Source organism: Mycolicibacterium chlorophenolicum, from assembly GCF_001044235.1.
GTDB classification, from domain to species: Bacteria; Actinomycetota; Actinomycetes; order Mycobacteriales; family Mycobacteriaceae; genus Mycobacterium; species Mycobacterium chlorophenolicum.
Genome location: NZ_JYNL01000064.1, coordinates 488,551 through 514,869, shown reverse-complemented (window position 1 = coordinate 514,869; position 26,319 = coordinate 488,551). Strand labels below are relative to the sequence as shown.

General features: G+C 68.4%; 23 protein-coding genes and 1 pseudogene. 8 read left to right on the top strand and 16 right to left on the bottom strand.

Translation table 11 applies throughout. The annotated features are described in order from the left end of the window. Positions 1-26 precede the first annotated feature (26 nt). Positions 27-878: a universal stress protein gene (locus tag MCHLDSM_RS24795; RefSeq protein WP_048472426.1), complete on the top strand. Its 852-nt coding sequence runs from the start codon at positions 27-29 to the stop codon at positions 876-878. On the opposite strand, the gene MCHLDSM_RS24790 is transcribed toward MCHLDSM_RS24795, so the two are convergent. From MCHLDSM_RS24790 to MCHLDSM_RS24780, 3 genes are all read right to left on the bottom strand, one after another. Then, positions 875-1,240 (bottom strand): cupin domain-containing protein, encoded by a 366-nt coding sequence (locus MCHLDSM_RS24790; RefSeq protein WP_060937605.1) that lies wholly within the window; start codon positions 1,238-1,240, stop codon positions 875-877. The two genes, MCHLDSM_RS24795 and MCHLDSM_RS24790, sit on opposite strands and share 4 nt — an antisense overlap. 91 nt (positions 1,241-1,331) lie before the next feature. After that, positions 1,332-3,212, bottom strand: coding sequence for an alpha/beta hydrolase family protein (locus tag MCHLDSM_RS24785; protein ID WP_048472425.1), 1,881 nt, complete (start codon positions 3,210-3,212; stop codon positions 1,332-1,334). A gap of 107 nt (positions 3,213-3,319) precedes the next feature. Next, the gene (locus MCHLDSM_RS24780) at positions 3,320-3,901 is read right to left on the bottom strand and encodes a TetR/AcrR family transcriptional regulator (RefSeq protein ID WP_082169064.1); all 582 of its coding nucleotides are present in this window, start codon (positions 3,899-3,901) and stop codon (positions 3,320-3,322) included. 181 nt (positions 3,902-4,082) lie between these two features. Between MCHLDSM_RS24780 and MCHLDSM_RS24775 the strand changes: the two genes are divergently transcribed. The 3 genes from MCHLDSM_RS24775 (at position 4,083) to MCHLDSM_RS24765 (ending at position 8,620) form a co-directional block, all read left to right on the top strand. Beyond that, positions 4,083-4,928 carry a lysophospholipid acyltransferase family protein gene (locus MCHLDSM_RS24775; RefSeq protein WP_048472423.1) on the top strand — a complete coding sequence of 282 codons (846 nt, stop codon included), beginning with the start codon at positions 4,083-4,085 and terminating at the stop codon, positions 4,926-4,928. A gap of 106 nt (positions 4,929-5,034) precedes the next feature. Continuing rightward, on the top strand, positions 5,035-8,358 hold the full coding sequence (locus tag MCHLDSM_RS24770) for a bifunctional diguanylate cyclase/phosphodiesterase (RefSeq protein ID WP_048472422.1): 3,324 nt from the start codon (positions 5,035-5,037) through the stop codon (positions 8,356-8,358). Between the two features lie 58 nt (positions 8,359-8,416). Further along, positions 8,417-8,620 carry a hypothetical protein gene (locus MCHLDSM_RS24765; protein ID WP_407661905.1) on the top strand — a complete coding sequence of 68 codons (204 nt, stop codon included), beginning with the start codon at positions 8,417-8,419 and terminating at the stop codon, positions 8,618-8,620. Positions 8,621-8,680: 60 nt separating this feature from the next. On the opposite strand, the gene MCHLDSM_RS24760 is transcribed toward MCHLDSM_RS24765, so the two are convergent. From MCHLDSM_RS24760 to MCHLDSM_RS24720, 9 genes and pseudogenes are all read right to left on the bottom strand, one after another. Further along, positions 8,681-10,432 carry a dihydroxy-acid dehydratase gene (locus MCHLDSM_RS24760; protein WP_048472421.1) on the bottom strand — a complete coding sequence of 584 codons (1,752 nt, stop codon included), beginning with the start codon at positions 10,430-10,432 and terminating at the stop codon, positions 8,681-8,683. Then, entirely contained in the window at positions 10,429-12,150 is a 1,722-nt protein-coding gene (locus MCHLDSM_RS24755; protein WP_048472420.1) for a phytoene desaturase family protein, read from the bottom strand. Before MCHLDSM_RS24755 ends, MCHLDSM_RS24760 begins: the two co-directional genes overlap by 4 nt. A gap of 1 nt (position 12,151) precedes the next feature. Then, a complete protein-coding gene (locus tag MCHLDSM_RS24750; protein WP_048472419.1) occupies positions 12,152-12,469 on the bottom strand; it encodes a RedY/HapK family protein in 318 nt (105 codons plus the stop codon). A gap of 1 nt (position 12,470) precedes the next feature. Next, on the bottom strand, positions 12,471-13,907 hold the full coding sequence (locus tag MCHLDSM_RS24745) for an aminobutyraldehyde dehydrogenase (protein ID WP_048472418.1): 1,437 nt from the start codon (positions 13,905-13,907) through the stop codon (positions 12,471-12,473). 36 nt (positions 13,908-13,943) lie between these two features. Next, complete coding sequence (locus tag MCHLDSM_RS24740; RefSeq protein WP_048472417.1) at positions 13,944-14,516, bottom strand: TetR/AcrR family transcriptional regulator; 573 nt, start codon at positions 14,514-14,516, stop codon at positions 13,944-13,946. Positions 14,517-14,607: 91 nt separating this feature from the next. Then, entirely contained in the window at positions 14,608-16,140 is a 1,533-nt protein-coding gene (locus MCHLDSM_RS24735; RefSeq protein WP_053083077.1) for an APC family permease, read from the bottom strand. A gap of 96 nt (positions 16,141-16,236) precedes the next feature. Then, positions 16,237-17,241 (bottom strand): 4-hydroxy-2-oxovalerate aldolase, encoded by a 1,005-nt coding sequence (gene dmpG / locus MCHLDSM_RS24730; protein ID WP_048472416.1) that lies wholly within the window; start codon positions 17,239-17,241, stop codon positions 16,237-16,239. Then, positions 17,238-18,188, bottom strand: a pseudogene (locus MCHLDSM_RS24725) (acetaldehyde dehydrogenase (acetylating)). The gene dmpG and the pseudogene MCHLDSM_RS24725 overlap by 4 nt, the downstream one beginning before the upstream one ends. A 14-nt stretch (positions 18,189-18,202) precedes the next feature. Beyond that, positions 18,203-19,165 carry a hypothetical protein gene (locus tag MCHLDSM_RS24720; RefSeq protein ID WP_048472415.1) on the bottom strand — a complete coding sequence of 321 codons (963 nt, stop codon included), beginning with the start codon at positions 19,163-19,165 and terminating at the stop codon, positions 18,203-18,205. Between the two features lie 139 nt (positions 19,166-19,304). On the opposite strand from MCHLDSM_RS24720, the gene MCHLDSM_RS24715 reads away from it, so the two are divergent. Then, positions 19,305-20,078, top strand: coding sequence for an IclR family transcriptional regulator (locus MCHLDSM_RS24715; protein ID WP_048472414.1), 774 nt, complete (start codon positions 19,305-19,307; stop codon positions 20,076-20,078). Further along, entirely contained in the window at positions 20,075-20,827 is a 753-nt protein-coding gene (locus MCHLDSM_RS24710) for an SDR family NAD(P)-dependent oxidoreductase (RefSeq protein WP_048472413.1), read from the top strand. The genes MCHLDSM_RS24715 and MCHLDSM_RS24710 overlap by 4 nt, the downstream gene beginning before the upstream one ends. A gap of 65 nt (positions 20,828-20,892) precedes the next feature. On the opposite strand, the gene MCHLDSM_RS40145 is transcribed toward MCHLDSM_RS24710, so the two are convergent. Further along, the gene (locus tag MCHLDSM_RS40145) at positions 20,893-22,464 is read right to left on the bottom strand and encodes a hypothetical protein (RefSeq protein ID WP_053083076.1); all 1,572 of its coding nucleotides are present in this window, start codon (positions 22,462-22,464) and stop codon (positions 20,893-20,895) included. A gap of 341 nt (positions 22,465-22,805) precedes the next feature. Continuing rightward, entirely contained in the window at positions 22,806-23,171 is a 366-nt protein-coding gene (locus tag MCHLDSM_RS24700) for an Hsp15 family ribosome-associated heat shock protein (RefSeq protein WP_048472956.1), read from the bottom strand. 57 nt (positions 23,172-23,228) lie between these two features. Here MCHLDSM_RS24700 and MCHLDSM_RS24695 point away from each other — a divergent pair, with 57 nt between their 5' ends. Then, the gene (locus MCHLDSM_RS24695) at positions 23,229-24,104 is read left to right on the top strand and encodes an NAD(P)H-binding protein (protein ID WP_158023739.1); all 876 of its coding nucleotides are present in this window, start codon (positions 23,229-23,231) and stop codon (positions 24,102-24,104) included. Here the strand turns inward: MCHLDSM_RS24695 and MCHLDSM_RS24690 are convergent. Beyond that, complete coding sequence (locus MCHLDSM_RS24690; RefSeq protein WP_201780401.1) at positions 24,101-24,808, bottom strand: TetR/AcrR family transcriptional regulator; 708 nt, start codon at positions 24,806-24,808, stop codon at positions 24,101-24,103. The two genes, MCHLDSM_RS24695 and MCHLDSM_RS24690, sit on opposite strands and share 4 nt — an antisense overlap. 122 nt (positions 24,809-24,930) lie before the next feature. Between MCHLDSM_RS24690 and MCHLDSM_RS24685 the strand changes: the two genes are divergently transcribed. Then, on the top strand, positions 24,931-25,785 hold the full coding sequence (locus MCHLDSM_RS24685) for a lysophospholipid acyltransferase family protein (RefSeq protein ID WP_174545800.1): 855 nt from the start codon (positions 24,931-24,933) through the stop codon (positions 25,783-25,785). Between the two features lie 32 nt (positions 25,786-25,817). Here MCHLDSM_RS24685 and MCHLDSM_RS24680 read toward each other — a convergent pair whose 3' ends face one another. After that, positions 25,818-26,162, bottom strand: a complete 345-nt coding sequence (locus MCHLDSM_RS24680) for an ANTAR domain-containing response regulator (RefSeq protein ID WP_048472410.1) — start codon at positions 26,160-26,162, stop codon at positions 25,818-25,820. Positions 26,163-26,319: the final 157 nt, after the last annotated feature.

The following is a 26,319-nucleotide window of genomic DNA, read 5'->3' as shown; positions in this document are numbered from 1 at the left end:
GTCTCAGCGGTGTAGCGTCACGACCCATGCGGTATGTCGTCGGGTACGGGCCGCGCCAGCGCGGTGTGGACGGGGTGAACCTCGCGGCCACCCTCGCCCGGTCCTCGGGTGCGACGCTCGATCTCGTCTCGGTGCTGCCCAGCGACGCCCCGACCTTCCACCGGTACTCGCCCGACCAGGCGTTCAACGCCGAAGTCGAAGAGCAGGGCCGGGAATGGCTGCAGGACGGTCTGTCCCGGGTGCCCGAGGACGTGCGGGCGGAGGCGCACCTGCGCAGGGCGGACTCCATCACCCAGGGCCTGCTGGACTCGGCCGTCGATCCCGAACTCGGCGAGGCCGCCCTGATCGTCATCGGCACCTACCACCGTGTGCGCAGCGGGCGCTTCGGGCTGGGCAGCCTGGCCGACGCTCTGCTGCACGCGTCGGCGGTGCCGGTGGCCCTCGCTCCGGCGGACTACCGGGCCCAACCCGGCGTCACCCGGATCACCTGTGCGGTAGGGACGCGACCCGGCAACGAGGTCCTGTTCGACAACGCGGTCCGCCTGGCGGGCGAATGGAAGGTTCCGCTGCGGTTGATGTCGCTGGTGGCCGTCGGCGAGGAGCGGCGCCGGGAGTGGACCCATCTGGCAGAGCAGCACGCGGCGGCGCTCGTCGACAAGGCGAGAACCGGGCTGCCGGCCGAGGTTCCGGTGACAAGCGTTGTAGGCCACGGAGATTCGCTCGAACACGCGGTGGAGGGCCTGGACTTCCAGGACAGCGAGATCGTGATGATCGGCTCGAGCCGTCTCGCCCAGCCCCGGAGGCTGTTCCTCGGCCACTCGGCCGGCAAGATCATGAGGGCACTACCGGTGCCCATGATCGTGTGGCCGCGCGACTAGTGCGCGTAATAGTCGTTGCCGCGGGAGAACTCGATGAAGACACAGGGTTCGTCGCCGACGGTCCACGCGTCGTGGCCGGGCGGCAACAACATCACGTGACCGGCCGGGAACGTCTCCTCGGCGCCATCGGCCATCCGAACAGCCAACGTGCCGGACACCACATAGGCGACGTGCGGTAGCTCGCACAGTTCCGTGCCGGCGTAGGACTTCAGGTCGTTCGACCACCGCGCACCGACGCCGAACGTCACCTGCGTGACGGCCACCCCGTCGAGTTCGACGGTGCGCTTGGAGATCAGCCCGTGGACGTCACTGTCGGAGCCCGCCAGGAAAGCCTTCTGCATCGCGGTGTTGTAGGTGCCCAAGACGTTCTCCTCGCTCGACGACTGCGAGCGGATTGTGCCCGAGCAGGCAGGTGAGCGCCATACATTCGCTCACGACGGTCCCATCACCCTGTCATTCCCGGCCTCCGAGATGCCGCGCCAGGAAGCGGGCGACGGCGGAGTACATCTCGATCACGGTCTCGGGGTTGACGGCACCGTGCCCCTCCTCGGATTGGATCAGGTACTCGACGTCCACGCCGCGGGCACGCAGGGCGGCGACGAGATTGTCCGATTCCGCCTGCACGACGCGTACATCGTTGGCCCCCTGGATGACCATCAGCGGTGTGCGGATCCGGTCCACCCGAGTGATCGGTGAGCGGGCCATCATGTCGGCCAACTGATCGGGATCGTCGGGGTCCCCCACGTAGGTGTGCCAGTTGTTGGCCAGGTGCGGACGGGCGATCGGCGGCAGGGTCCGCATGAAGTTCGCCAGATCGGAGATGCCGACGTAGTCGACGGCCGCGGCGAAGACGTCCGGGGTGAACGTCACACCGACCAGCGCCGCGTACCCGCCGTAGGACCCGCCGAAGATGGCGACGCGGTCGCGGTCGGCATACCCCTGCTCGACCGCCCAGTTCACTCCGTCGATCAGGTCGTCGTGCATCGCGCCCGCGAACTCGCCGATCGCCGCCTTGGTGAAGGCCTTGCCGAAGCCCGTCGACCCGCGAAAGTTGACCTGCAGCACCGCATATCCCCGGTTGGCCAGCATCTGCACGCCGGCGTCGAACGTCCAGCCGTCGCGGTACCACGGTCCGCCGTGCACCACGAGCACCAGCGGCAGGTTCGTCGGCTCCAGGCCCGGGGGCAGCGTCAGGTACGAGGGCAGCGCCAAGCCGTCCCGCGCGGGGATGGTGACAGGTTGCATCGGGGCCAGCTGCTCGGGATCCAGGTGCGGAAGCGGACGGAACAGCAGCCGGCTCTCTCCGGTCTGGTGGTCGTAGAGGTAGGTGAGCCCGGGATCGCGGTCGTGGTTGAAGCCGACGACCCAGCGCCGCCCATCGCGGTCAGACGACAGCCGGCTGATGTCCCCGTCGGACAGCCGGCCCAGATTGTCCAGCACCTCGGCGAATTCACGATCGAGCGCGTGAATCACCTGCCGCTCGCCGAGATACCGCACACCCAGCAGCTCGCCGGTGCGCCGGTGCTGGATCAGGGGCTGCGGCAAGAAGGGGCTGACGATCGCGCGCGGATCGAGATCGAAATCGGGGTGACTGTCGACGTCGGTCTGCTCCCCGGTGCGCAGGTCGACGCGCACCAGACCCATGCGGTCGGTGTCGCGGAAGGATCCCATCCACATCCCCGTGCCGTCGGGCGTGGGCACCATCGGATGAATGCCCATGGGGTAGTCGCGCCCGTCGAACGTGGTGATCCGCTGCAGGGTTGCGCTCGCCGTGTCCCACCGGGACAGCTCCAGATCCCCGCCCGCGGTCAACGAGGTGGCGAACAGGTCACCGTCGTCGCTGCGGAGCCAGGTGAAGACGGACCCGGGGTTCTCCGCGATCAGGGTGAGTTCGCCGGTGACGATGTCGAGCTCGTGCACGTCGAGCGCCGCGGGATGTCGGTTGTTGAGCATGATCGTCGTCCTGCCGTTCTTCACCTCCCCCAAGGCCAGGGCCATGGCGCCGGGAAACGGCGTGAGGTCGACGGCGGGGGCCTCGGGATCCTCGAGGTCGACGCGGTGGATGTGCCAGTTCTCGTCGCCGTCGGCGTCCTGAAGGTAGATCAGCCACCGGGGATCGTCGGTCCATTCGTAGTGGAAGACGCTGCGATGGTCATCGGCGGTCACGCAGCGGGGCTCTGCCGCATCGGATTCCAGGCTCTGCACCCAGACGTTGAGGCGGTTCTTCCACGGCGCGAGGAAGGCGAGCGTCGTGCCGTCGGGGGAGATCGTCGCCGCCGCGCGCGTGGGCGGGCTGAAGAAATCCTCGACGGGAATGAGATCGGGCAGAGCCACGGTGCGTCCTCTCTTGACGTGTTGCGGGCGTGACGGATCCGGCCACCGGCACGATGCTCGTCGGCGGGTTGTCTCCTATGGGTTTGTGACACTGGGGTTTTCGATGGTCAGGAGGGCACAGGACCTCCGAGGCGGCCGTTGGTGGCGTCCCTGATCGCGCGGTCGACCAGTGCCAGGGCTTCCTGCTGGGTGACCTTCTCCTTCTCGAGAATGGCCCTGCGGCCGACGTCCTCGTCGACCACCCGGAACGCCGCGGTGACGGCGGCGGCGCTGAGTCGGACGGTGAGATCGTCCTCCGGAAGGCGCAGGCGCGCGGCGAGCACGGGGATGAAGCCGCGCTCCATCTCGTCGTGCACCATCAGGTATGCCGTGCGCAGCGCGGGTTCGCTGACCGACAGCGTGGCGATGCGCAGGGCGCTGATCTCGTCGGCGAGCTCCTGATCGGTCAGCGGGTGCGCCGCGGTGTAGACGGCCATGTGTTCGGCGAGGGACAGCTCGGCCGGCCACTCGGAGGCCAGCTTCAGGAAGCGCTGGACCGACAGGGCCAGCACCGGTTCCACGCAGCTCTCCTTGGTGCGGAAGTAACGCCAGATCGTCCGCGTGGAAAGTCCTGCAGCCGAAGCGATGTCGTCACCGCTGGTGTTGGACACACCCCGTTCCCAGAACAGGGCGCACGCGAGCCGCGACACCGTCAGCCGTGCGTGCGCCTGCTTCTCGTCGCTCGAGATGCGCTGAGCCGGGGTGGCGATGATGGAAACCTCCTGTCACTTAGTGACAACTCCACTGTGTCACTGAGTGACACGACGGTCAAGCGCGGCCTCGCGGCGTCGGTACGATGGGCCGGGTTCCCTGCTGACCGGAGCCGCACCGATGAAGCCCACTGTCGCCCGCGAGACCGCCCGGGTGCGTTCGCTGCGGCGCGCCCTCGAATTCACCGCCGACCGGGCTGGACCGCTGGTCGATGCGACCCGCCCGTACGTCGACGGGTTGGAGCACCTCCCGCGGGACGGTCGGTTCCTGGTCGTCGGCAACCACACTCAGGCCGGCGTCGAATCGTTTCTGGTTCCCTACCTCGTGCGTCGCTCGCTGGGCGTGCTGGTGCGGCCACTGGTGGACCGCCAGATGGGCCGGATGCGCGGCCTGTCCGGAGATCTTCTCGCCGCCGCCGGGGGCGTCGTGGGAAGCCCGGAGACGGCTCGGGAGTTGATGCGCCGCGACGAGCCGATCCTCGTGTTCCCCGGCGGGGCACGGGAGATCTCGAAGTTCAAGGGTGAGCAGAACACGCTGCTGTGGGAGGGCCGGGCCGGCTTCGCCCGGCTCGCGATCGAGCACGCCTACCCGATCGTGCCCGCGGCGCTGCTGGGAGGCGACGAGATCTACCGCAGCCTGGTTGCCCGCGACAGCGCCTGGGGGCGGCTCACCGGCGCGGTGTCACGCCGGATGACGGGCCGCACAGACACCGCGATGCCGTTGCTGCGGGGGATCGGGCCGACGATGATCCCGCGGCCGCAGCGGATGTATCTGCGGTTCGCTGCCCCGATCGACACCGTGGCGCCCCAGGGCGCCGACCCGCACGAGTGGGTGACGACCGTCAAGCGGCGTACGCAGCAGGCACTCGAGCGCGCGCTCGCCGACCTCGGCGAACTCCGCAGGACGGATCCCTACCGCCGACTGGACCCCCGGGCGCGATCGGTCGCGCTCGAACCTGCGCGCTGAAGCGGCGTGACGATGACATAGCGCAATGGCGCGATCCGTCTTTTTGCGAGCGGGAGCCGTCCTCGACGGGCATTCTGATATTGACGCTCAAGCAAAGGGTGGCGCAATGGGTCGGATTGTTCGCTCAGCGACGTACTTCGTCGCCTTTCCGATCGCGTATGCACTGGCCATCTTGGTGGGACGGGCAACCCGGCTGGGGGGCGGTGAGATCGCGCTGGTGTGGCCGGCGGCGGCCGTGTCCACCATCTGGCTTCTCGCCGCGTATCGATGCGGACGGCGTGAACGCGCGGCCCATTTCCTGCTGCTCACCGGGCTGACTTTCGGCGTGAACTTGTACACCGGCGCGGCCGTCCCGCTCGCCGCGTGGTTCGTCCTGGTCAACGTGGTGCTGGCCGTCGTCACGGTGCGGGTTCTGACCTACGGTCGGCGCGAGGTGGTGTTGCGCGATCCCGCCGATCTCGCGCATCTCATCGCCGCGGTGGTCGTCGGTAACTGCTGCGGCGCGTTTCTCGCGGCCGGCTATTTCACGGTGGTCGACGGCGATCCCGCGGTAGAGACGTTCGCACTCTTCGCCGTGCGTAACGGCGCCTCGGCACTGCTCGGGGTGGCCATCTGGCTGAGGTTGCACGATGTGACGTTCGAGCGTCCCCGCCTCACGCCGTTCGCGGTCCTGGAGGCGGTGGCGGTCGGCGGCAGCGTCGTGGGCGTGTTCGTCTGGGCCTTCTGGCTGAACACGGGTGTGCCGATGGCGTTCCTGGTCCTGGTGCCGGCGATGTGGCTCGCGCTGCGATACAGCACGACGATCAGCACTTTCTTCGTCACCGCAGCCGGCATCTGGATCATCTGCGCCACGCTCGTCGGCAGAGGCACGTTCATCGTGCCCGACATGCAGATCCGCGCGTTGCTGGCGCAGGCGATGGTCATCAGCCTGACCGTCATCGTGCTGGCCCTCGCGCTCTACCGGGACTCCCGGGCCCGTCTCATCGACGAACTCGAACTCGCCCGCGACGCCGCGGACCGTGACTCCCAGCTCCTCGCCGCAGTCCTCGACAGCATCCACGACAGCGTGATCCTCATCGACGCCACCGGCGAGGTCGTGCTGCAGAACGCCCGCGCCTCCGACTCCGGCCTCGTCGGCGACGTCGTCACCGCCTCACGCGACCTCGCGGAGGTGCCCGCGCCCGGCGCGCGGCGCGATGTGATGGTCGAGGCCGAGCACTCGCGGGTCATCGAGCTGACGACGGCGCCGCTGGCCCGGCAGTCGCCGTTCCGCGTCGTCGCCTTCCGCGATGTCACCGAGGAACGCACCCACGCACAGCAGTTGCGCGAGGCCCGCGACCTGTTCGCCGGCGTTCTGCAGGCTGCATCCGAGCAGGCCATCATCGGCACCGACCCGGCCGGACGCATCACGGTGTTCAACAACGGCGCAGAGCGTCTGCTCGGCTGGACCGCGGCGGAGATGATCGGCCGGATGCCGCTCGAATTCCACTACCTGCCGGAGGTGGAGGCCAGGGCGGCGGAGACAGGAAGCGCCGCGGGCTTTGACGTCTTCGTCCACGGTGTCGGACCCGATTCGGCCGACGTGCGGGAGTGGACATACGTGCGCCGGGACGGGACGCACGTGGCCGTGAGTCTGGCCATCTCGCAGATGACCGATCAGGACGGTCGCTGCGTGGGCTACATCGGCGTCGCCACCGACATCACCGAACAGAAAGCGGCCGAACAAGCGCTGGCCGAGAGCGAAGAGCGCTTCCGGCTGGCGTTCGACACCGCCCCCATGGGCATGTTCATGTTCGACGTCACCCCGGAGCGCTTCGGCCGGATCACCCGCTGCAACCAGGCCATGGCCGACGTTCTCGGGCGCCGGCCCGACGACGTGCTGCAACTGACGGTGACGGAACTGGACGGGCTCAAAAGCCGTTCGGAGACAACGACATTGGAACAATTGCTGAGCCTGAGAGTGGGTCAGACGTTCGACGCCGAGACCTCGTTCCGGCGTGCCGACGGCGGCACGGTCTGGGGGCTGGTGTCCGCGTCCGTCGTCGCGCCGCGCGGGTCGGAACCCTACGGGATCTGCTTGGTGGAGGACATCACCGCGCGCAAGCGGGTCGAAGACGAACTGCACTACCTGGCCTCGCACGATCCGCTGACCGGGCTGGCGAACCGGGCCCTCTTCATGGGCCGCATCGACAAAGCGCTGGCCGACGCGGAGCGGACAGGCTCCGACAGTGTCGGACTGATCTTCCTCGATCTCGACGGATTCAAGACCGTGAACGACACCTGGGGACACGCGCAGGGCGACGAGGTGCTCAAGGTGGTCGGCGACAGGCTCAAATCGTCGATAGGACCGCATGACACGGCGGCGCGACTGGGCGGGGACGAGTTCGCGGTGCTCTGCCCGCGCGACGCCGATGTCGCATCCCTGCGCAGCGCCGCCGAGAGGATCCGCACCGAGATGCGTCGGCCCGTGCGGCTCGGACCCGGGCGGATGTACGACCAGCTTTCTGTCAGCGCCGGCGTGGTGATCTCGCAGCCGGGGTGCCAGAGCGAAACGCTGCTGCAGCGAGCGGACAAGCTGATGTACTTCGCCAAGCGCAGCGGCAAGGACTGCGTGACGGTGGGCAGCGGACCCGCCGAGGAGGCCGCGCTGCTGCGCGAGATGCAGCTGACGCCCGAATTGGGCAGGGCACTGGAGCTGCACGAGTTCGCGGTCCACTTTCAGCCGATCGTGGATCTGCGCACCGGCGAATGCGTCGCCGCGGAGGCACTGCTGCGCTGGCAGCACCCTGAGCGGGGCCTGCTGGGCCCCGACGAATTCCTGAGCATCGCGGAAGCGTCCCGGTTCATGCCGGCCATCGGGCGGGGCGTGTTGAACGAGGCATGCCGGCAGGCGCGGATGTGGACCGGTCCTGCGGAGCGTTCCGCCGTGCACGTCAATGTCTCCGGCCGGCAACTGGAGGTGGGCGACCTGCGTGCCGACGTCCTCAACGCGCTCGACGTCAGCGGACTGGATCCTCATCGACTCGTCCTCGAACTCACCGAGACGCACGCCGGTCGGGTCGCCGCTTCCCTCGGTGACGATCTGAACATGTTGCGGCAACTCGGTATTCGCATCGCCATCGACGACGTCGGCACCGGCTTCAGCGGTTTGGTGAAGATCGCCGATCTGCCGGTCGACATGCTCAAGATCAGCCGGCAGTTCATCGCAGGCTTGCCGGCCGACGTCCGCAGCGCCGCGATCTCGAAGGCGATCGTGGGCCTCGGCACCAGCCTGGGGATGACAGTCATCGCCGAGGGCATCGAACGTCAGGACCAGCGCGACCTTCTGCTCGAGTGGGGGTGTGAGCTGGGTCAGGGCTATCTGTTCGGTAAAGCGCGGCCCGGAGCCAGCGGAATCAAATCGCCCTCCTCCCTGTTCCACCCTGCATAGGCGGCATCACCGCCTGAGGGAAACGGAAGAGGCGAGATCGATGAAGAAAATCGGCTTGATGAGTCTGGTGGCCGGTGCACTGTCCGCGGCGGTGATCGGCTTCGCCGGTCCGGCGCAGGCCGACCAGACCGGATTCGGGTTCGGCGGCTACGGCTACGGGCACGACGGCTACGGGTACGGCTACAACAACGACTACCCGTGGATCCATCAGCTGTTCCCGACGGTGAGGGTGCCGCACGTGGACACCACCGTCCACCCCTGATCGAGAACCGACGAGGGCGCTCGCGACAGCGGGCGCCCTCGTCGTATGCCGGGTCAGCTCCTACCAGCCGCCGACCCAGCCGTCGAAAATCGCGTCCGGTTCCTGCTCAGGATGCTGTGACCGCCCGACCAGAAAATCGAAGTCGCAGCCCCGGTCGGCCTGCAGCACATGGTCGACATACATCGCGGTGTAACCGCGGGGCGGATGTTCCTGCGACACGGTGAGTGCGCTTCGGCGCTGCTCCAGCTCGCTGTCGGTCACCTCGACGTCCAGGGTGCCGGCGTGTGCGTCGAGCACGATGACGTCCCCGTCGCGCACCAGAGCCAGGGGACCCCCGGCCGCCGATTCCGGACTGACGTGCAGGACGCAGGTGCCGTAGGCCGTTCCGCTCATCCGGGCGTCGGACACCCGCACCATGTCGGTGACGCCCTGCCTGAGCAACTTGCTCGGAATGGGAAGCTGACCCCACTCGGGCATTCCCGGACCGCCACGGGGCCCTGCCGAGCGCAGCACCAGCACGGAGTCGGCGGTCACGTCGAGATCGGGATCGTCGAACCGCTCCAGGAGATCCCGCATGTTCTCGAACACCACTGCGGGGCCGCGGTGGACGAGCAGATGAGGGCTTGCGGCACTGGATTTGAGCACCGCGCCGCCGGGTGCGAGGTTTCCGCGCAGAACAGCCAGCCCGTTCGGCGGCTGGAACGGGCTGTCCAGCGCGGCGATCACCGACGTCTCGGTCGCGGTGGCGCTCGGGAGATTGTCGGCGACGGACTTTCCCGTGACGGTGATTGCTCCGGTGTGCAGCAGCGGAGCAACAGCTTTCATCACCGCCGGTATCCCACCGGCATGGAATACCTGCTCGACCAGGTGCGCGCCGGCGGGCCGCACGTTGACCATCAACGGTGTGCGGGCGGACAGTTCACCGAACCGGTCGAGGCTCAGCGGCACGCCGACGCGTCCCGCGATCGCCAAGAGGTGCACGATGGCGTTCGTCGAACCGCCCACCGCGAGCATCAGGGTGATGGCGTTGTCGAACGCCTCGGCCGTCAGGATCTGCGACGGGCGCAACCCCTCGGTGGCCAACCCGACCGCGCGGGCCCCGCACTCCTCGGCGACCTGGAGGCGACGGGAGTCCATCGCCGGCACCGCCGCGGATCCGGGCAGCGTCATACCGAGCCCTTCGACCAGCGTGGCCATCGTGGACGCCGTGCCCATCTCCGGGCAGTGTCCCCGCGACGGGCCGGCTGCGGCTTCCAGCCGTTCGTAGTCCGCCATCGACATCCGGCCCGCCCGGACCGCATCGGTGTACTCCCACAGGTCCGTCCCCACCCCCAACTGCTTACCGTCGAACACCGCGGGTGCGGCGGGGCCACCGGTGAGGACGATCGCCGGGACATCCGCGCTGGCCGCGCCCATCAGCTGCGCCGGCACCGTCTTGTCGCAGCCGCCGAGGAGGACGACAGCGTCGAACGGGTAGGCGCGGATGCACTCCTCGACGTCCATCGCCATCAGATTGCGGAACAGCATCGTGGTCGGCTTCATCAACTGCTCGCCCAGCGAGATGGTCGGGAATTCCAGAGGAAGGCCGCCCGCCGCGAGGACGCCGCGGCGCACCGCATCGGCCAGACCGCGAAAGTGCATGTTGCAGTTGACGACTTCGGACCACGAGTTGCAGATCCCGACGATCGGCTTGCCCTCGAACGCCATGCGCGAGAATCCCGAGGCGCGCATGGCCGATCGATGGACGAATCCCGGAACGCTCTGTCCGGCGAACCATTTGGCGCTTCGCAGGCCGCCAGCCGGTGTGCTCATCGGACTCGGGCGGCGTACGCGGTGATCCGGCGCAGCGCCGGTTGCCGCGCTGCCTGATAGCTCACCCGCCGCCCGAGTCTGGTGGACATCAGCGTCCCCACCATGCGCTGCTGCCACGGTTGCCTGCGGGCCTGCGTCCGGGAGGGGGTGCTCGCCGGAACCCCCGCGGCGTCCGAGAGCACGACCTTGGCGGCGTTGTGTCCGTTGGCGCCCATGACACCACCGCCGGGATGGGTTCCCGACCCGCAGAGGTAGTAGTTGCGCACCGGCGTGCGGTAGTGGGCCAGCTCGGGCAGGGGGCGGGCGCCGAAGAGCTGATCGAGCATCATCGAGCCGTGGAAGATGTTGCCGTCGGTGATCAGGTACTCGTTGTGCAGGTCGTCGGGGGTGATGACCACGCGGTCGAGGATGTGCTCGCGCAGGTTGGGCGCGTAGGTGAAGAGGTCCTCGAGAACCAGGTCGGCCCACTTCTCCTTCTCGGCCGCCCAGGTGGTGCCGGTCAGTTCGGAGGGCAGCTGCTGGATGCCCAGCGTCATGGTGTGCAGGCCCGCCGGGGCCAGTGAGTCGTCGGTGACGGACTGGGTGACGGCCTCGATGACGAAGGTGCTGGGGAACGTTCCGCGCCGCTGCGCTTCGTAGGCTTCCTCGAACGCCTCCCTGCTGGGGCCGAGCAGCTGGTGACCGTGGTGCTGGGGGCCTGCCGTCGCGTCGTCGAACGGAAGGTATTGCGGCAGTTCGTCGATGAGCAGGTGAATCCTGGCCATCGAACCCCGCGTGTCGATGTTCTCGACGTTGCGGACGACCTCCGGGGACAGCACGCCGGGCGGTACCAGACCCAGCAACGACCGCTTCGGGTCGGCGTTCGAGATCACCCGGGTCGCCGTGATCGTCGAACCGTCCCGCAGCAGGACACCGGTGGCCACCCCACGCTCGACGATGACCTTGTCGACCTGAGCCGAGGTACGGATGGTGGCGCCGTGGTGGCGCGCTCCAGCGGCCAGCGCCTCGGTGATGGCACCCATCCCGCCGCGTGCCATACCGAATTGACCGAAGTTGCCGTTGAACTCGCCCCAGGAGTGATGCCCGTAGGTGTAGGCGGTGCCGGGAGAGGACGGGCCGCCGAAGATCGACACCATCCCGAAGAACGTGAGCATGCTCTTGAGCCGCTCGTCCTCGAAGTACCGGTCCAGCAGATCGCGCACCGAAAGCAGGGTGAACTCGTCGAACAGGGTCTGTTCGCCGGCGGCTTCGAACGCCGCGAACACCTCGGAACGCTCCGGTGGCGGCTTCAGCAGGTACGGCGTGACCAGCCCCGCGAACCGCTGCAGTCGCACCCCGAAGTCGAGGAAGGCCCGGGCGTCGTTGCGGTTGAGCTTCTCGATCTCGCGCAGCGTGCGGTCGGTTTCCTTCCACATCGTGAAGGAAGTTCCGTCGCGAAACAGGCTGAAGGACAGCGCATCACCCTGATAGAGATCCAGCCCGAACCTGCTCAGCTCCAGCTCGGCGATGATCTCCGGACGCAGCAGTCCGGCGATGAACGCACACGAGGACCACTTCGACCCGGGGATCAACTCCTCGGTGACGCACGCGCCGCCCACGACGGGCCGGGCCTCGAGGACGAGGACCCGCTGCCCGGCCCGGGCGAGATAGTTCGCGGTGACCAGTCCGTTGTGTCCGGCGCCGATGACCACGGCGTCGTAGTCGGTTGATGGTGACATGTCAGATCTCCTGCTTCAGGGGCGATTTGCGGGTCAAGACGGTGGTGACGCTGTCCAGCTCGACGAGTTCGCCGAAGCGTTGGACGACGGCGCGAAGCTCCGGTGCGCCGTCGCGCACCTCTTCCCACTCCGGCCAGGAGGTCACCGTCATGACCTCGACGACGTTCGCGGGAGAGTCGTCGGACAGGTAGACGTCGAAGTCGAGCACGACGTCGAAGGCCAGGCAGACCGGACGGTCGAGGTCGCGGGAGAACCTCTCGAAGTCGGCCGCGCTGACCCCCGGCCGGAGCCGGAAGGTGTTGATCGCACTCACCGTCATGTCACGCACTCTCGCGATTGATCATCACGTGCTTGATCTCGGTGTACTCCTCGAGGGCGTACACGCTCATGTCCTTGCCGTTACCGGACTGCTTGAAGCCGCCGTGCGGCATCTCCGGAGTGACGGGCAGGTGGTCGTTGATCCACACCGTGCCGAACTGCAGATCGCTCGACGCGGTCATCGCGCGGCCGATGTCCTGGGTGAACACCGAAGCAGCCAAACCGTATTCGGTGTCGTTGGCCCAGCTGATGACGTCGTCGCCGTCACCGAACCGGGTGACGGACGTGACCGGGCCGAAGACCTCGGTGCGCACGATCTCGTCGCCCTGCCGGGCGCCGACCACCACGGTGGGGGCGGTGTAGAACCCGATGCCGGGGTTGGCGCCCTGGATCAGCTCGGTGTGGCCGGTGGCCTTGGCGCGGGAGACGAAGCCCTCGACCCGATCGCGGTGCTCGGCGGTGATCACCGGACCCATGGCGGTGTTCTCGTCGGCGAGATCGCCCAGATCCAGGCCCTTGACGGCCTTCTCGAGCTCTGACACCAGATCGTCGTGGACGGCGTCGTGCACGTAGAGCCGTGACGCCGCCATGCAGTCCTGGCCGGAGTTGCAGAACGCCCCCTCCATGATCTTGGCCGCGGTGAGTGCGACGTCGGCGTCGGGGTACACCAGCACGGGGGCCTTGCCGCCGAGTTCGAGGTGCAGGCGCTTGAGGTTGGAATCGGCCGAGGCCCGCATCAGCGCCCGTCCGGTGTCGACCGACCCGGTCAGCGATGACATCCGGACCAGCGGGTGGGCGACCAGTCGCGCACCGACATCGAAGCCGTCGCCGGTGACCACGTTCAGCACACCCGGCGGAAACAGGTCCTGGGCCAGTTCGGCGAGCCGCAGCACCGAGAACGGTGTGTGCTCGGACGGTTTGAGCACCAACGTGTTACCGGCCAGCAGGGCCGGTGAGATCTTCCAGATCGCCATCAGCAGCGGGTAGTTCCACGGTGCCACCGAGCCGACCACTCCGAGCGGGTCGCGCCGGATGATGCTGGTCTTGCCGCGGACGAACTCCGCCGCCGCCCGGCCTTCCATGGTGCGGGCGCCGCCGGCGAAGAATCGGAGGTGATCGGGGATCATCTCCATCTCCTCCAGCGCCAGGCCGATGGGCTTGCCCACGTTGCGCGACTCGATCTCGGCAAGGGTGCGGTGATCCTCCTCGACGCGGTCGGCGAGCTTGAGGAAAGCGCGGGCCCGTTCGCCGACCGGTGTGCGCGCCCAGTCGGCGAAGGCGGCGTGCGCGGCGGCCACGGCGCGGTCGACGTCGGCGGGGCTGCCGTGCGCGACCTCGGCGAAGGCCTCTCCGGTCGCGGGTGCAGGGACCTGGTCGACCGTGCCGTCGGCGGCCGCGGTCCAGTGTCCGTCGATGAACATCTCGCGGTGAAAGGTCATGGGGGAGACTCCAATTTTTCGGTGGGGGAGGGTGGTTCAGGAGGCGGCGGTGCCGGCGTTGGCGGCCGTCGTCAGGAGCGCACGCACGGCGTCGGTGGGAATCGGTTGCTGCGCGATGGACATGTGCACCATCACGCCCTCGATGACGACGTCGAGAAGGCGAGCGGTGGCGCGATCGAAGTGCTGGGCCAATGCGTCCTCCGCTCGCTCCATCCACTCCTGGGTGATGCGCTTGGTGACCGACCTGCGCACGGCGTCGCCGTACAGTTCGTAGGTCACGGCGAGTTCCTCGGGGTGGGCGGCCAGATCGTCGGTGACCGCGAGCACGATGCACTCGATCAGGTCTTCACCCGGCTCGCAGGCCGACAGGCGATCCTCGAACCGGGTCGCCAGCCGTTCGACGTGGGTCTTGAACGCCAGATGGACGATGTCGTCGAGCGTGGCGAAGTGATAGGTGATGGAGCCCAGCGGAACGTCGGCCGCCTCGGCGATGGCGCGGTGGGTGATACCGGCAACGCCGGCGCGGGCCAGCACGGTCAGCGCGGACTCCACGATGCGCTCCTTTCTGTCGGGGTCATGGCGGCGCGGACGCCGGGAAGTCGAAGTCATGACGGCCCTCCGGTTAGGAACGTTTGTACGTATCGATAGGAACAAACGTACCTAACGACGGGCAGCCGTGCCTGCCGAACGAGAACCTCGGTCAGACCGCTTCGGGTGCCGGTTCGTCGAGGTCGCGTTCGTTGAGCGCCTTGCCGACCAGGTCGTACTTCGCCGGAACGAACACCCGCAGGTACACCCCGTAGCCCATGCCGGCCAGCAGTGCGAGGAACACCAGCGAGAGCATCAGCACCGCCGTGGCGCCCTGCACACCCAGCAGCACGTCGAGGCTGTTCAGCGTCAGGATGAAGAAGGCGGCCAGCCCGACGATCGCGAGGATCGGCGCCACCACGGTGTTCCACGGGCGTTTGTCGACGTCGGATCGCCGAAAGAACACGAAGATCGCGACACCGGCGACGAGTTGAGAGAAGATCACGCCGATCGTGCCGATGCCGGTGGCCCACGTGAACAACGTCGCGAACGGGTCGAGACCGGCGATCGCGAACGCCGCGATGACGAGGCCGACGGTGACGCTCTGCACGATCGACGCCACCCAGGGTGTCTGACGGCGGGGGAGCGTCCAACCCAGCGGCTTCCACACCAGCGTCTGGCGGCCGAGCGAGAACATGTACCGCGAGACGTTGTTGTGGAACGTGACGATGGCGGCGAACGTCGCCGTGACGATCAGCGTCTGGAAGATCACCGAGATGTTGTGACCGATGATGAGGTCGCTGGCAGCGAAGATGAAGTTGCCGCCCGTCTCGGTGGCCAGCCCGACCACCTTGTCCAGACCGAGCGCATTCATGATGAGCCAGCCCGATACCGCGTAGAGGATGCCCATGAAGGCGATCGAGAGGTAGGTCGCACGGGGAATGGTCCTGGCCGGATCGCGGGCCTCTTCGCCGTAGATCGCTGAGCCTTCGAAGCCGATGAACGACGCGTGGGCGAACATCAGGGCCACCCCGAGCGCACCGCCCAGCACGACGCTCGGACTGAACGGCGTGAGCGAGAAGTCCGACACCGGAACCTCTTTGCCTGACAGGCTGAACACACTCAGCACGGTGATCATCGTGACTTCCAGCGTCATGAACACCCCGAGCACCCGGGCGCCAGAGTGAACGCCCTGCACGCCGAGGCCGAGACAGGCGAGCAACGCGACGAATGCGTAAGCCCACCATGGGATCTCGACCCCGAGCGCGGGATTGAACAGCTCGGACGCGTAATATCCGAAGCCGCCGTACAGGCCCGCCTGGATCGCGTTGTAGGCGAAGATCGCCAGCGACGCCGAACCCAGTCCGGGAATCCGGCCGAGTCCGAGCGTGACGTAGGCGTAGAAGGCTCCGGCGTTGGTGACGTGGCGGCTCATCGCGACGTAACCGACCGCGAAGATCATCAGCACGACCGCGGCGATCACGAACGCGCCGGGCATTCCGATGCCGTTGCCCGCGCCGATGATGATGGGGTAGAGCGCGACGACGACCGTCAGCGGAGACGCGGCGGCGATGATGTAGAAGAAGATGCTCGGAACACCGAGGGTGTTCTCTTTGAGCCCGTGGTTGCGCCGCCCACCGGGCGGCGCGGCGACGGGGGGCGAGGGGGCGGGCGTGGTGATCGGTGTACGGGTGACGTTGTCCATGGTGGTTCATCTCTCGTGGTTCGTGCTGTTTTCGGGGCGAACTGCGTGCTCGTGGTTCTCCTCACCGTTGGGGAGCACGGGGTGGGACGGACCCGGTCACCTCCTCATGTCGAGTGCGAGATCGACCAGAAGGTCCTCCTGGCCGCCGACCATCGCGCGGCGCCCGGCTTCGACGAGGAGGTCGCGGGTCGGAACGCCGAACTCCGCTCCGGCGCGTTCGGCGTGGAGCAGGAAGCTGGAGTACACCCCGGCGTAGCCGAGGGTGAGCGTTTCCCGGTCGACTCGCACGGGTCGCTGCTGCAGGGGCCGGACGAGATCGTCGGCGGCGTCCATCAGCGCGAACAGATCACATCCGTGCGACCAGCCGTTGAGCTCGGCGACCGCGACGAACGCCTCGAGCGGGCAGTTCCCGGCCCCGGCGCCCAGACCGGTCAACGACGCGTCGACCCGGTGCACGCCCTCCTCGACCGCGATCAGCGAGTTCGCGACACCCAGAGCCAGGTTGTGGTGGGCGTGGATGCCGATCGCGGTCGACGGCTGGAGGACGTCGCGGTAGGCCCGGACGCGGTCCCGGACGCCGGCCATCGTGAGACGGCCGCCCGAATCGGTGACGTACACGCACTGCGCGCCGGCGTCCTCCATGACCTTGGCCTGTGCGGCGAGGCCGCCCGGCTCGGCCAGGTGGGCCATCATCAGGAAGCCCGCGACGTGGAGGCCCATGTCCCTCGCGGTGGAGATGTGCTGACGCGCGATGTCGGCCTCGGTGCAGTGGGTGGCGACCCACACGGACGTCACCCCGAGATCGACGGCCGCGCGGAGGTCGTCGAGCGTGCCGATACCGGGGATGAGAAGCGTTGTCAGCCGGGCCTTTCGGACTGAGCCGGCCGCCGCGGCGATCCATTCCGCGTCGCTGTGGGTGCCTGCGCCGTACGTCAACCCGCCACCGGCGAGCCCATCGCCGTGCGCCACCTCGATCGCGGCCACGCCGGCCTCGTCGAGTGCGCGGGCGATGCGTGCGACGTCGGTGACGGTGAAGGAGTGGGCGAGGGCGTGCATGCCGTCCCGCAGTGTCACGTCCTGGACGTAGACCTCGGCCGTCATCGTGCCGCCTCGGTAGGCCGGGCGTGCACAACGGACTGCTCTGCCACCCGAACCGCCGCCGCGGTCATGATGTCGAGGTTGCCCGCGTAGGCGGGCAGTTAGTCTCCGGCGCCCTCCACCTCGAGGAACGCCGTGACCTGGACGAGGTCGGCGCCGCGCGCCTGCGCGCCGATCAGCCGCCGGCGCGAATCACGTTCGGGCACAGAGGTGATACGAACATCCTGGCGGATCCGGTAGCCGGGCACGTAACGTGCGACGTCGTCGACCATCCGGGTGACCGCCGTGCTGATCACGGAGTGGTCGGCCGCGGTCACCAGAGCGGAGACGGTGTCGCGCATGATCATCGGTGGCTCGGCCGGATTGAGGATGATGATGGCCTTGCCGCGGTCCGCACCGCCCACCACCTCCAGCGCGCGCGCCGTGGTGGTGGTGAACTCGTCGATGTTCGCCCGCGTTCCGGGACCGGCCGACCGCGAGGAGATCGACGCGACGATCTCGGCGTAGTGCACAGGGGTCACCCCCGACAGTGCGGAGACGATGGGCACCGTCGCCTGCCCGCCGCAGGTCACCATGTTGAGGTTGCGGTGGACGAGCACGTCGGTGGCATTGACCGCCGGGACCACGAAGGGTCCGATCGCGGCGGGGGTGAGGTCGATGACGAGTCGCCCGGCGGATTCGAGCCTGGTGTAGTTGGAGCGATGCGCCGCAGCGCTGGTGGCGTCGAAGACGACCTCGATGTCGTCGAACACGGACATCGCCAGAAGACCGTCCACTCCGTCTGCGGTCACCGCGACATCGAGCGCAGCGGCGCGGGCCAGCCCCTCACTGGCCGGATCGATGCCGGCCATCGCCGCGACGTCGAGGGTCGGGGATCGCCGCAACTTGTGCAACAGGTCGGTGCCGATGTTGCCGGATCCGATGACGGCGGTCTGAAGACGATGTGCCATCAGGACTTCTCCAGTCAGTTCAGGCCGGCGCGGCTGGCGGTGCGCGGCCTAGGTGAGACCGTGACGTCCGGGGCGCTGGTACGCACCAGTTCGTTGAGGATCGCCGCGTGGCGCACTTTGTGCCGGATCAGCTCCTCGTGGAACTCGGGCCGGACCCAGCCGTTGTACATGACGGCCTCGGATTCGCCCGGCTCGATCTTGAAGTAGACGGGTCCGGCCACGCGGGCGATGTCGCCGGCCTCCCACAGCCGGTTCATCCCGCCGAAGGACTCGAACGTCTCGGCCCACACGTCGAGGGGGATGTCGACGGAGCGGCGGATGGCGGCGAGCATCGGCCGGCTCAGGTCGCCCACCGGGTTGACGCTGTCGGCTCCGAGGTCCTGCAGAATCCGGATCGAGGCGGGATTCGCGTGTCCGGCGTACACCGAGATCTTGAACTTGGCGTCGGCGGGGATGTGGCCCGCGTCGCGGGCCTTGTTCAGGATGTCGAGAACGCCTTCGTCCCAGACCAAGACGCCGCGGATACCCGTCGAGAAGATGCGCAGGTAGTCGTCGAGCAGGTAACGGACGTTGTCCAGCCCGCGGACCCGGCGGCCACCCGCCTGACCTTCCGTGCTCAGCGCCTGGCGGCCGAGATCCCATCCGGTCCGCGGTCCCGGCACGGCGATCAGCTCGATGTCGTTCTCGGCGGCGAGCACGGCGACGTCCCGGAGTTCGCCGGTGTTGAGCAGCGTGGTGCCGCCGCCGAACGCGATGATCCGGTGGATGTGCACACCCTGCTCGGTGGATTCGTCGAGGAGTGCCTCCAGGGTCGAAAGACGTTCCACACCAGAGATTTCCAGGCGATAGGCACCTCCGTCGTCGAAGGCCTTCGCCGACGCGGCGAGGGTGTAGTCGTCGGCCGTCAGCAGGCCTTGGGAGGCCAGGATGGCGGCTCCGTCGACCTTGGACGAACGGCTTTCGGCTGCGGTGGACATGGCGTCTCCTTCGGGAACGTGTGCGCTCGTGTGCCGCAATTTCACTGAGTGATATCTCACTGCGGTGAATGAAATCTAAGCCAGCATGCGAGGGCTGTCAACAGATGAGCTGTCAATAGGTGCTGGTAACCTTCACCAGGTGAAAATCGAGGCGAAGGCGGAGAAGGGCTCTCATCTCGTCGGCGTCGAGCGCACGGCCCGAATTCTCAGCGCGGTCGCCGATGCCGACGCCGGTAATCTGACCGAGATCGCGCGGCGGACGGCGCTCAGCGAGGCCACCGTGTTGCGCTACCTCAACAGCCTGGCGTCGCTGGGATACATCGAGCGGTTCAACAACTCTCAGTACCGCCTGGGCTGGGAGATCTTTCGGCTGGGACAACGGGCGTTCTCCGGGCAGGTTCCGTCAGATGCCGTGGTTCCCACCATGGAGCGGTTGGTCGCCGAGTTCAACGAGACCGTGAACTTCGCGGCGGTCAAGGACCGCAGCGTGGTGATCCTCGAGGTGGTCGAAAGTCGGCGAGCGGTCAAGAAGGTCAGCGATGTCGGCCAATCCGATCCCTGGCACGCGTCGGCGCTGGGCAAGGCGCTGATGGCCAGCATGCCCGACAGCGTCTGGCACGATCTGCTGGCCTCTGCGGGCATGCCCGCGCTCACCGCGCACACCATCACGTCGGTGAAGAAGATGCGCGCCGAGATCGAGGACATCCGCCGGCGTGGCTTCGCCGTCGACCGCGAGGAAGCCGCCGAGGATCTGACGTGTGTGGCTGCCGCGGTGCCCACCGCCGGCGGCGGCGCCTCCCGCTACGCGCTCAGCATCAGCTTCCTCACCCACCGCCTGACGCCGGAGAGCCTCGAGCATGCCGGTGCACAAGTGATCCAGGGTGCCAACGAGATCGCGCGAAAGCTGCCGTGACCACGAGTCCGGACGGGGCGGCGGTGGTGGTCACGGGCGCCACGTCGGGCATCGGATGGGCAACCGCATCGCGACTGCATGCCGACGGTGCACGCGTGCTGGTCACCGGCCGCGATGAGGAGCGGGGACGCCGGCTGGTCGAAAGTCTGGGCGCACGAGCATGTTTCGTCGCCGCCGATCTGGCCGCGCCAGGGTCCGCCGATGCGGTGACCGATGCCTGCCTGCAGGCATTCGGCAGGCTGGATGCCCTCGTCAACGCCGCGGCCGTCGACCACACCGGTGATTTGTTGTCCACGCCGATGGCGGACATCCGCCGGGTTTTCGAGGTGAACACCTTCGGTGCCATCGCGATGATCCAGGCGGCCGCCCGGGTGATGGAGCACGGTGGATCGATCGTCAACATCACCTCACGGCTGGCTCTGGTCGGCGTCCCGACGATGGGCATCTACGCCGCCTCCAAGGGCGCCGTGCAGGCACTGACACTCTCCGCGGCCGTCGAGCTCGCGCCGCGCGGGATCCGGGTCAACGACGTGGCCCCCGGGATGACCAGGACCCCGCTCTACGACGCGTGGCTGGCGCGCACACCGGAGCCGGCAGCGACCGAACGCGAGGTGCTGTCGCGAATCCCCCTGGGGCGGTTGGCCGTTCCCGACGACGTCGCCGCTGCGGTGCGGTATCTGGTTTCCGACGAGGCACGGCACGTCACGGGGACCGTGATCAGGGTCGACGGCGGCTATACCGCCCAGTAGACGCAGACGCACACCCCGCCCGGATGGACGGGGTGTGCGCCGGGTGCTGCGAGTCTGCCCTGACCTCAGTCGTCGGCAGCGGCTCCACCGCTTCCGCCGGTGCCGCCCGCACCACCGCCGCCGCCCAGGTTCCCGGTGTTACCGGTGCCCGCGTTGCCGGTGTCACCGGGTTCCCCGGCATCTCCACTGCCACCGAAGCCGCCGGTACCGCCCGAGCCGCCGGTGCCGCCGGTCCCGCCGGTTCCGCCCCCGAGGGAGAAGCCGCCGTCGCCGCCGTCGCCGCCGTCGCCACCGGTTCCGCCCGCGTCGATGCTGCTGGAGCCGCCGAAGCCGCCGGGTCCGCCTTCGCCGCCGTCGCCGCCACTGCCGTTCTGGCCGCCGTTGCCGCCGACGCCGCCCTCGCCGCCGTCACCACCGAAGCCCCCCTCGGGACCCGCGCCGCCTGCGCCGCCCTGACCGCCCGTGCCGCCGTTGCCACCGTCGGCATCGTCGTCGAGGTCTTGACCACCGAAGCCGCCGAGACCGCCGGCGCCACCGTTACCGCCGGTGGCGGTCCCGGCGCCGCCCTGGCCGCCGAGGCCACCCTGGCCGCCGTCGAACCCGGCCGAACCCGTGCCGCCGGTGCCACCGGAACCGCCGTCGCCGCCGACCTCCCCTTCGCCGCCGTCGCCTCCGTCGCCGCCCTGGCCGCCGTCGAAGCCGTCAGCGCCGAGGCCACCGAGGCCACCGTCACCGCCGGTTCCGCCGAGGACGCCGTCGCCGCCGTCGCCACCATTGCCGCCGTCACCACCGACACCGCCGACTCCGGTGATGCCGTCGCCGCCGTCGCCGCCGTCGCCACCACTTCCGTCGATGCCGTCACGACCGAAGAGCCCACCCTGACCCGCGCTCCCGGCGTCACCGCCGTCGCCGCCATCACCGGGGGGCAGCGTGGACAGCGGGTCGGTGAACCCGTCACCGCCCTGGCCACCCTTGCCGCCATTGCCTCCGGCACCGAAGAGGCCGCCCCGGCCGCCCGCGCCGCCCTTGCCGCCCGCCTGTCCGTCCTCGCCCGCATCGGTCCCGTCGGCGCCCGTGCCGCCGGTGCCGCCGTCACCGCCGCTGCCGAAGAAGAACCCGCCGTTGCCACCGCGGCCGCCGGTGCCGCCGGCGACCCCCTGGCCGCCGGTGCCGCCGACGCCGAAGTACAGGCCGCCGTTACCGCCATTGCCGCCGTTGAGACCGTCGCCCCCGTTCCCGAACAGCAGACCGCCGTTGCCACCGTTGCAGGCCGCACCGACGCATCCCGCTTGCGCGTCCAGACCGTTGCCGATCAACCATCCGCCAGGGCCGATAGGCCGAAAGAGGTGAAATCCGTTGGGGTTCGAGCTGGCCGCAGCCAACGCGTTCGGTGTCAGGGCAGCGCTGTGGACCCTGACCGACTCACCCCCGTCGCGGGGTCCGTACAGCCACCACCAGTCGGTCGCCGGTGTCAAGGGAGGGGGTGCGAGAACGCTGTCGAAGGACACCAGTTGCACCGCCGGAGAGGCGGCGTCAGCCTCTCTTTCGTCGGCCAGGCCGACAGAGAGCAGACCGAGTCCGAAGACTGCGGCACAACCGATTCCGGCAGTGACGATGTGGCGGGTCGACACGTCCACCGAGCGCTCCCTGTTCCGATGTCTCGACATAACAGGCCTTTCTGGGGAGGCGTGTCAAAAGCGCGCCCGACACGCGACTGAGTGTTTCCTGAGAACTGACACCGGCAATTTATGTTTTTGCCAGCGCGGCCGTCAAGCATTTGATAGAGAGAACCGGAGCAACGTAATAATTCGGCCCATTCAGGCCGGATCGGGGGGTAGAGCAGGATTTAACAGTGGATTTGCGGCAGCGTCGCCGCACAATTATCGCGCGAGCAAATTTTCATTCAGATCGAGAATTGTGCTCGAGGACATTTCTCATGTTTGCCGAACCGCTCACATGTGCAGGCTCGACGACGCGTTCATCCCTGGCGTGCGCGCCATTTGTCGAGCAACCGGCGATCCCTCTTGGTGGGCCGGCCGGCGCCGCGATCGCGGACGGCGACAGGGATCGCCGCCACCGGCGGCGGCGGGGGAGTGCGGTCGAGGTAGCAGGTGGCCGCGTCGGCGGCGCCCACGCGTTTCTGGATCACCCGTACCACTTCGACGATCCGGGTGCGGTCCCCGACCAGTGCGCGCACCGTGTCGCCGGGTCCGACCATGGTCGACGGCTTGGCAGGTCGGTCGTTGACGCGCACGTGCCCACCCCGGCACGCCTCGGCCGCGTCGGGCCGCGTCTTGGTCAACCGGACCGCCCACAACCAGCGATCCACCCGCGTCGCCTCCATGACGACCATCATGGACTGCAGAGAACCCCGTCAGCGACCCCCCGGGAGGAGATCCGTGTGCTTCTGGTGACCGGCCCGACCGGCAACGTCGGCCACGAACTCGTCGACCTTCTCGGCCGGCGATACCGGCGACCCTGTCGTGTCGCTAGCCGCCATCCCGAGCAGCTCGCGGACGACACCTCGGCCGAGTCCGTGCGCCTGGACTTCTTCGATCCCACCACGTGGGCTCCGGCGCTCGAGGGCATCGAAGCGTTGTTCCTGCTCTTCCCCTTGCCGGGGAATCGTGCTGCGCGCCAGGCGATCGTGCCGTTCGTGCACGCCGCCGAGCACGCCGGATGCCGCCACGTCGTGTACGTCTCGGTGTTCGGCGCCGACCGGGCGCGCTTCATCCCGCACCACACGGTGGAGGCCGCGCTGCGCGATTCGGCCATGTCGGCCACCATTCTGCGGTGCAGCTTCTTCATGCAGAATCTGCACCGGGCGATCTCCACCCACGGTGTCGACATCGCCGATGCCGGCGAACTCTTCATCCCCGCCGGCCGGGGCAAGACGACGTTCATCGATGCGCGTGACGCGGCCGAGGTGGCCGCGACCGTGCTCGCCGACCCGGACGCCCATCGCGACGCGGTGTACCACCTCACCGGGCCGACGCCGTTGACCATGGATGAGGTCGCCGCCGAACTGACGGCCACGCTGGGCCGCCCGATCCGCTACGTCAACCCCGGCCTGCCGCGGTTCGCCGTGCGACTGCGGCGCCGCGGAGTCGGCTGGGACACCATCGGATTCATGTCCGCGGTCTACACGTTGACCAGAATCGGGCGCAACCAGCCGGTCACCGACGACGTGCAGCGGTTGCTGGGCCGCCCGCCGCGCTCACTACACGAGTTCCTGCTCGACGCCGCGTGGCGCTGGCGGGATCGGGCCTGGACCTAGGCGATCAGCCCCAGCGCGGTTTCCCTGCCGCGGTTCAGGAATTCGATGATGTCGGTTGCGGCGGAACGTATCTGCTTCTGAGTCGCTCGCTCGGGCCCCAGCAGCGCGGTCACCGAGGCGCCCAGCACGGTGAGCGGAGAGTCCGCGGGACGGGGACCCGGCGCAGGACCGACGAGCGACAACGCAATTCCGGTGACGAGCCCGTGCAGTGCGAAGGCCTGATCAGCTGTGTCCCAATCGGTTCGGGCCAAGTCATGGCGGCGCCACACCGGGAGCACCGCGCCGATCACCGCGCTGGGGCCGAGCGCCTCGTGCAGGGCGACCGAGCGCGGATGGTCGGTGAGCATGCCGAGCAGGTCGTCGTCATGGCGTTGCAGCGCGGCCAGCAGCGGTTGGCTCGTCGCGACGTCCAGCATGGTCGGACAGAACCGGGACGGCCGCGCGAGGTCGGGTTCGTCGCCGAGTCGGCGGATCAGGTCGTCCAGCAGGCCGAGAAAGCCCCGACCGAGCAGGCCGATGAGCAGGTCCTCCTTGGTCGGCCAGTACAGGTAGACGGTGCCCTTCCCGACGTGTGCGCGCTGGGCGACGTCGGCCACGGTGAAGCCGCGCGCACCCCGTCCGAGGAGCAGATCACTGGCCGCGGCCAGCAGGCGCGCCGCCTTCGTCGAGTGCTGTTCGGGCAGGCCGACGGGCGCAGGGCTCACCGGGGTGACTATAGCGATCGGCAGACCCCGACTGATCAAACTGACCAAATCGGTCGTCTGGTCAGTTTCTCACGTACGCTCGGTGTCGACCGTCGATCGCATCCCGGGACGAGGAGACCACCGTGACCAATCCATTCGTTGATCGAGCCGGCCGAGTTCGGGCCGTGCAGAAGGCGATCTTCACCGTCGCCGACCTGATCGGACCCGCCGTCGACCTCTCCCGGATCTACGTCGACGGGCTGGAGAACCTGCCGCGCGACGGACGCTTCCTACTCGTCGGCAACCACACCACCTCGGGATGGGCCGAGATCGTGTTGACCCCCTACTTCGTGCACCGCGAGCTCGGCGTCCGAGTCCGGGGGCTGGCCACCCGCCAGCTGGCCGACATGCGCGGCCTCGGCCGCGAGGTGATGGAGGCGGCCGGCGCGGTGGTCGGTGACCCCGAAACCGGCGCCGAGCTGATGCGCCAGGGCGAGACGGTACTGGTCTTCCCCGGTGGCGGGCGGGACATGCTCAAGTTCAAAGGCGAGGAGTACCAGCTGCTGTGGCAGGGACGTAGCGGGTTCGCCCGGCTGGCCATCGCCCACGACTACCCGATCGTCCCCGTCGGGCTGGTCGGCGGAGACGACGTCTATCACAGCCTGGTGGAGCGCGGCAGCACCTGGGAGCGGATGACCCGCGGCCTCGGCGAACGCCTGCACGGCGTCACCGGCGTCGGGATCCCGCTCATGCGGGGTGTGGGCCCGACGATGGTGCCGCGGCCGCAGCGGATGTACCTGCGGTTCGGCTCCCCGATCGACACGACCCGGCCCGCACGCACACCGGCCGCCCAGTGGGAAGCCTCGGTCAAGGAGCGGACGCAGACCGCCCTGGAGGGGATCCTGCACGACCTGCGGACGCGGCGCGAGAACGATCCGTTCCGCAATCTCAATCCGCTCGCCTGGCGGCGTGCTCTGCGCCCGGCGCTCACCGGGTGACCTGAGGTACGGGTGATCAGTCTGCCCAGTTGTCAGGCGGAGGTCTCGTCCCCTCGGTCGTCACCTGAAAGGAGGCGTTCCCGGAGGTCGAGCAGAAGATCAGAGGCGAGGTCGAAGTCGGCACGGGGTCCCTCGCGCATCCACGACTCGACGATGGCCTGCGCGAGGGTGCGTACCTTGACATTGCAGTTCTGTGACAGCACCCGAAGGATGCCGAACGCCCCCTCGGCGTCCATGCCGAAGGTCTGCATCAGCATTCCCTTGGCCTGTTCGATGACAGGTTGGCCCGCCAGCTTGTCGCGCAATTGGGCGTTCTCGCGGCGCAGGTCCGCCGCGTCGGCGTGGTCAACGCTCGACGTGGTGAGCGCGCCGGTCATGGTCGTGGTTCTCCGCTTTCGTCGTGGACAGGACCGCTGGCTCCTTTCTACGCCGACACATGCGCTACAGCAATGATTGCTAGAACGTCTTCATTACCACCGAATGACGATGGTGTCCCGGGGCCGCACGATCACTGCCTGCGTGTGCAATGATTTG

Excerpts from the sequence above, each read along its gene's own strand:
- MCHLDSM_RS24795 (WP_048472426.1), top strand. The coding sequence starts at position 27 with ATGCGGTATGTCGTCGGGTACGGGCCGCGCCAGCGCGGTGTGGACGGG.
- MCHLDSM_RS24775 (WP_048472423.1), top strand. The coding sequence starts at position 4,083 with ATGAAGCCCACTGTCGCCCGCGAGACCGCCCGGGTGCGTTCGCTGCGG.
- MCHLDSM_RS24770 (WP_048472422.1), top strand. The coding sequence starts at position 5,035 with ATGGGTCGGATTGTTCGCTCAGCGACGTACTTCGTCGCCTTTCCGATC.
- MCHLDSM_RS24765 (WP_407661905.1), top strand. The coding sequence starts at position 8,417 with ATGAGTCTGGTGGCCGGTGCACTGTCCGCGGCGGTGATCGGCTTCGCC.
- MCHLDSM_RS24760 (WP_048472421.1), bottom strand. The coding sequence starts at position 10,432 with ATGAGCACACCGGCTGGCGGCCTGCGAAGCGCCAAATGGTTCGCCGGA.
- MCHLDSM_RS24755 (WP_048472420.1), bottom strand. The coding sequence starts at position 12,150 with ATGTCACCATCAACCGACTACGACGCCGTGGTCATCGGCGCCGGACAC.
- MCHLDSM_RS24750 (WP_048472419.1), bottom strand. The coding sequence starts at position 12,469 with ATGACGGTGAGTGCGATCAACACCTTCCGGCTCCGGCCGGGGGTCAGC.
- MCHLDSM_RS24745 (WP_048472418.1), bottom strand. The coding sequence starts at position 13,907 with ATGACCTTTCACCGCGAGATGTTCATCGACGGACACTGGACCGCGGCC.
- MCHLDSM_RS24740 (WP_048472417.1), bottom strand. The coding sequence starts at position 14,516 with ATGACTTCGACTTCCCGGCGTCCGCGCCGCCATGACCCCGACAGAAAG.
- MCHLDSM_RS24735 (WP_053083077.1), bottom strand. The coding sequence starts at position 16,140 with ATGGACAACGTCACCCGTACACCGATCACCACGCCCGCCCCCTCGCCC.
- dmpG (WP_048472416.1), bottom strand. The coding sequence starts at position 17,241 with ATGACGGCCGAGGTCTACGTCCAGGACGTGACACTGCGGGACGGCATG.
- MCHLDSM_RS24720 (WP_048472415.1), bottom strand. The coding sequence starts at position 19,165 with ATGTCCACCGCAGCCGAAAGCCGTTCGTCCAAGGTCGACGGAGCCGCC.
- MCHLDSM_RS24700 (WP_048472956.1), bottom strand. The coding sequence starts at position 23,171 with ATGGAGGCGACGCGGGTGGATCGCTGGTTGTGGGCGGTCCGGTTGACC.
- MCHLDSM_RS24680 (WP_048472410.1), bottom strand. The coding sequence starts at position 26,162 with ATGACCGGCGCGCTCACCACGTCGAGCGTTGACCACGCCGACGCGGCG.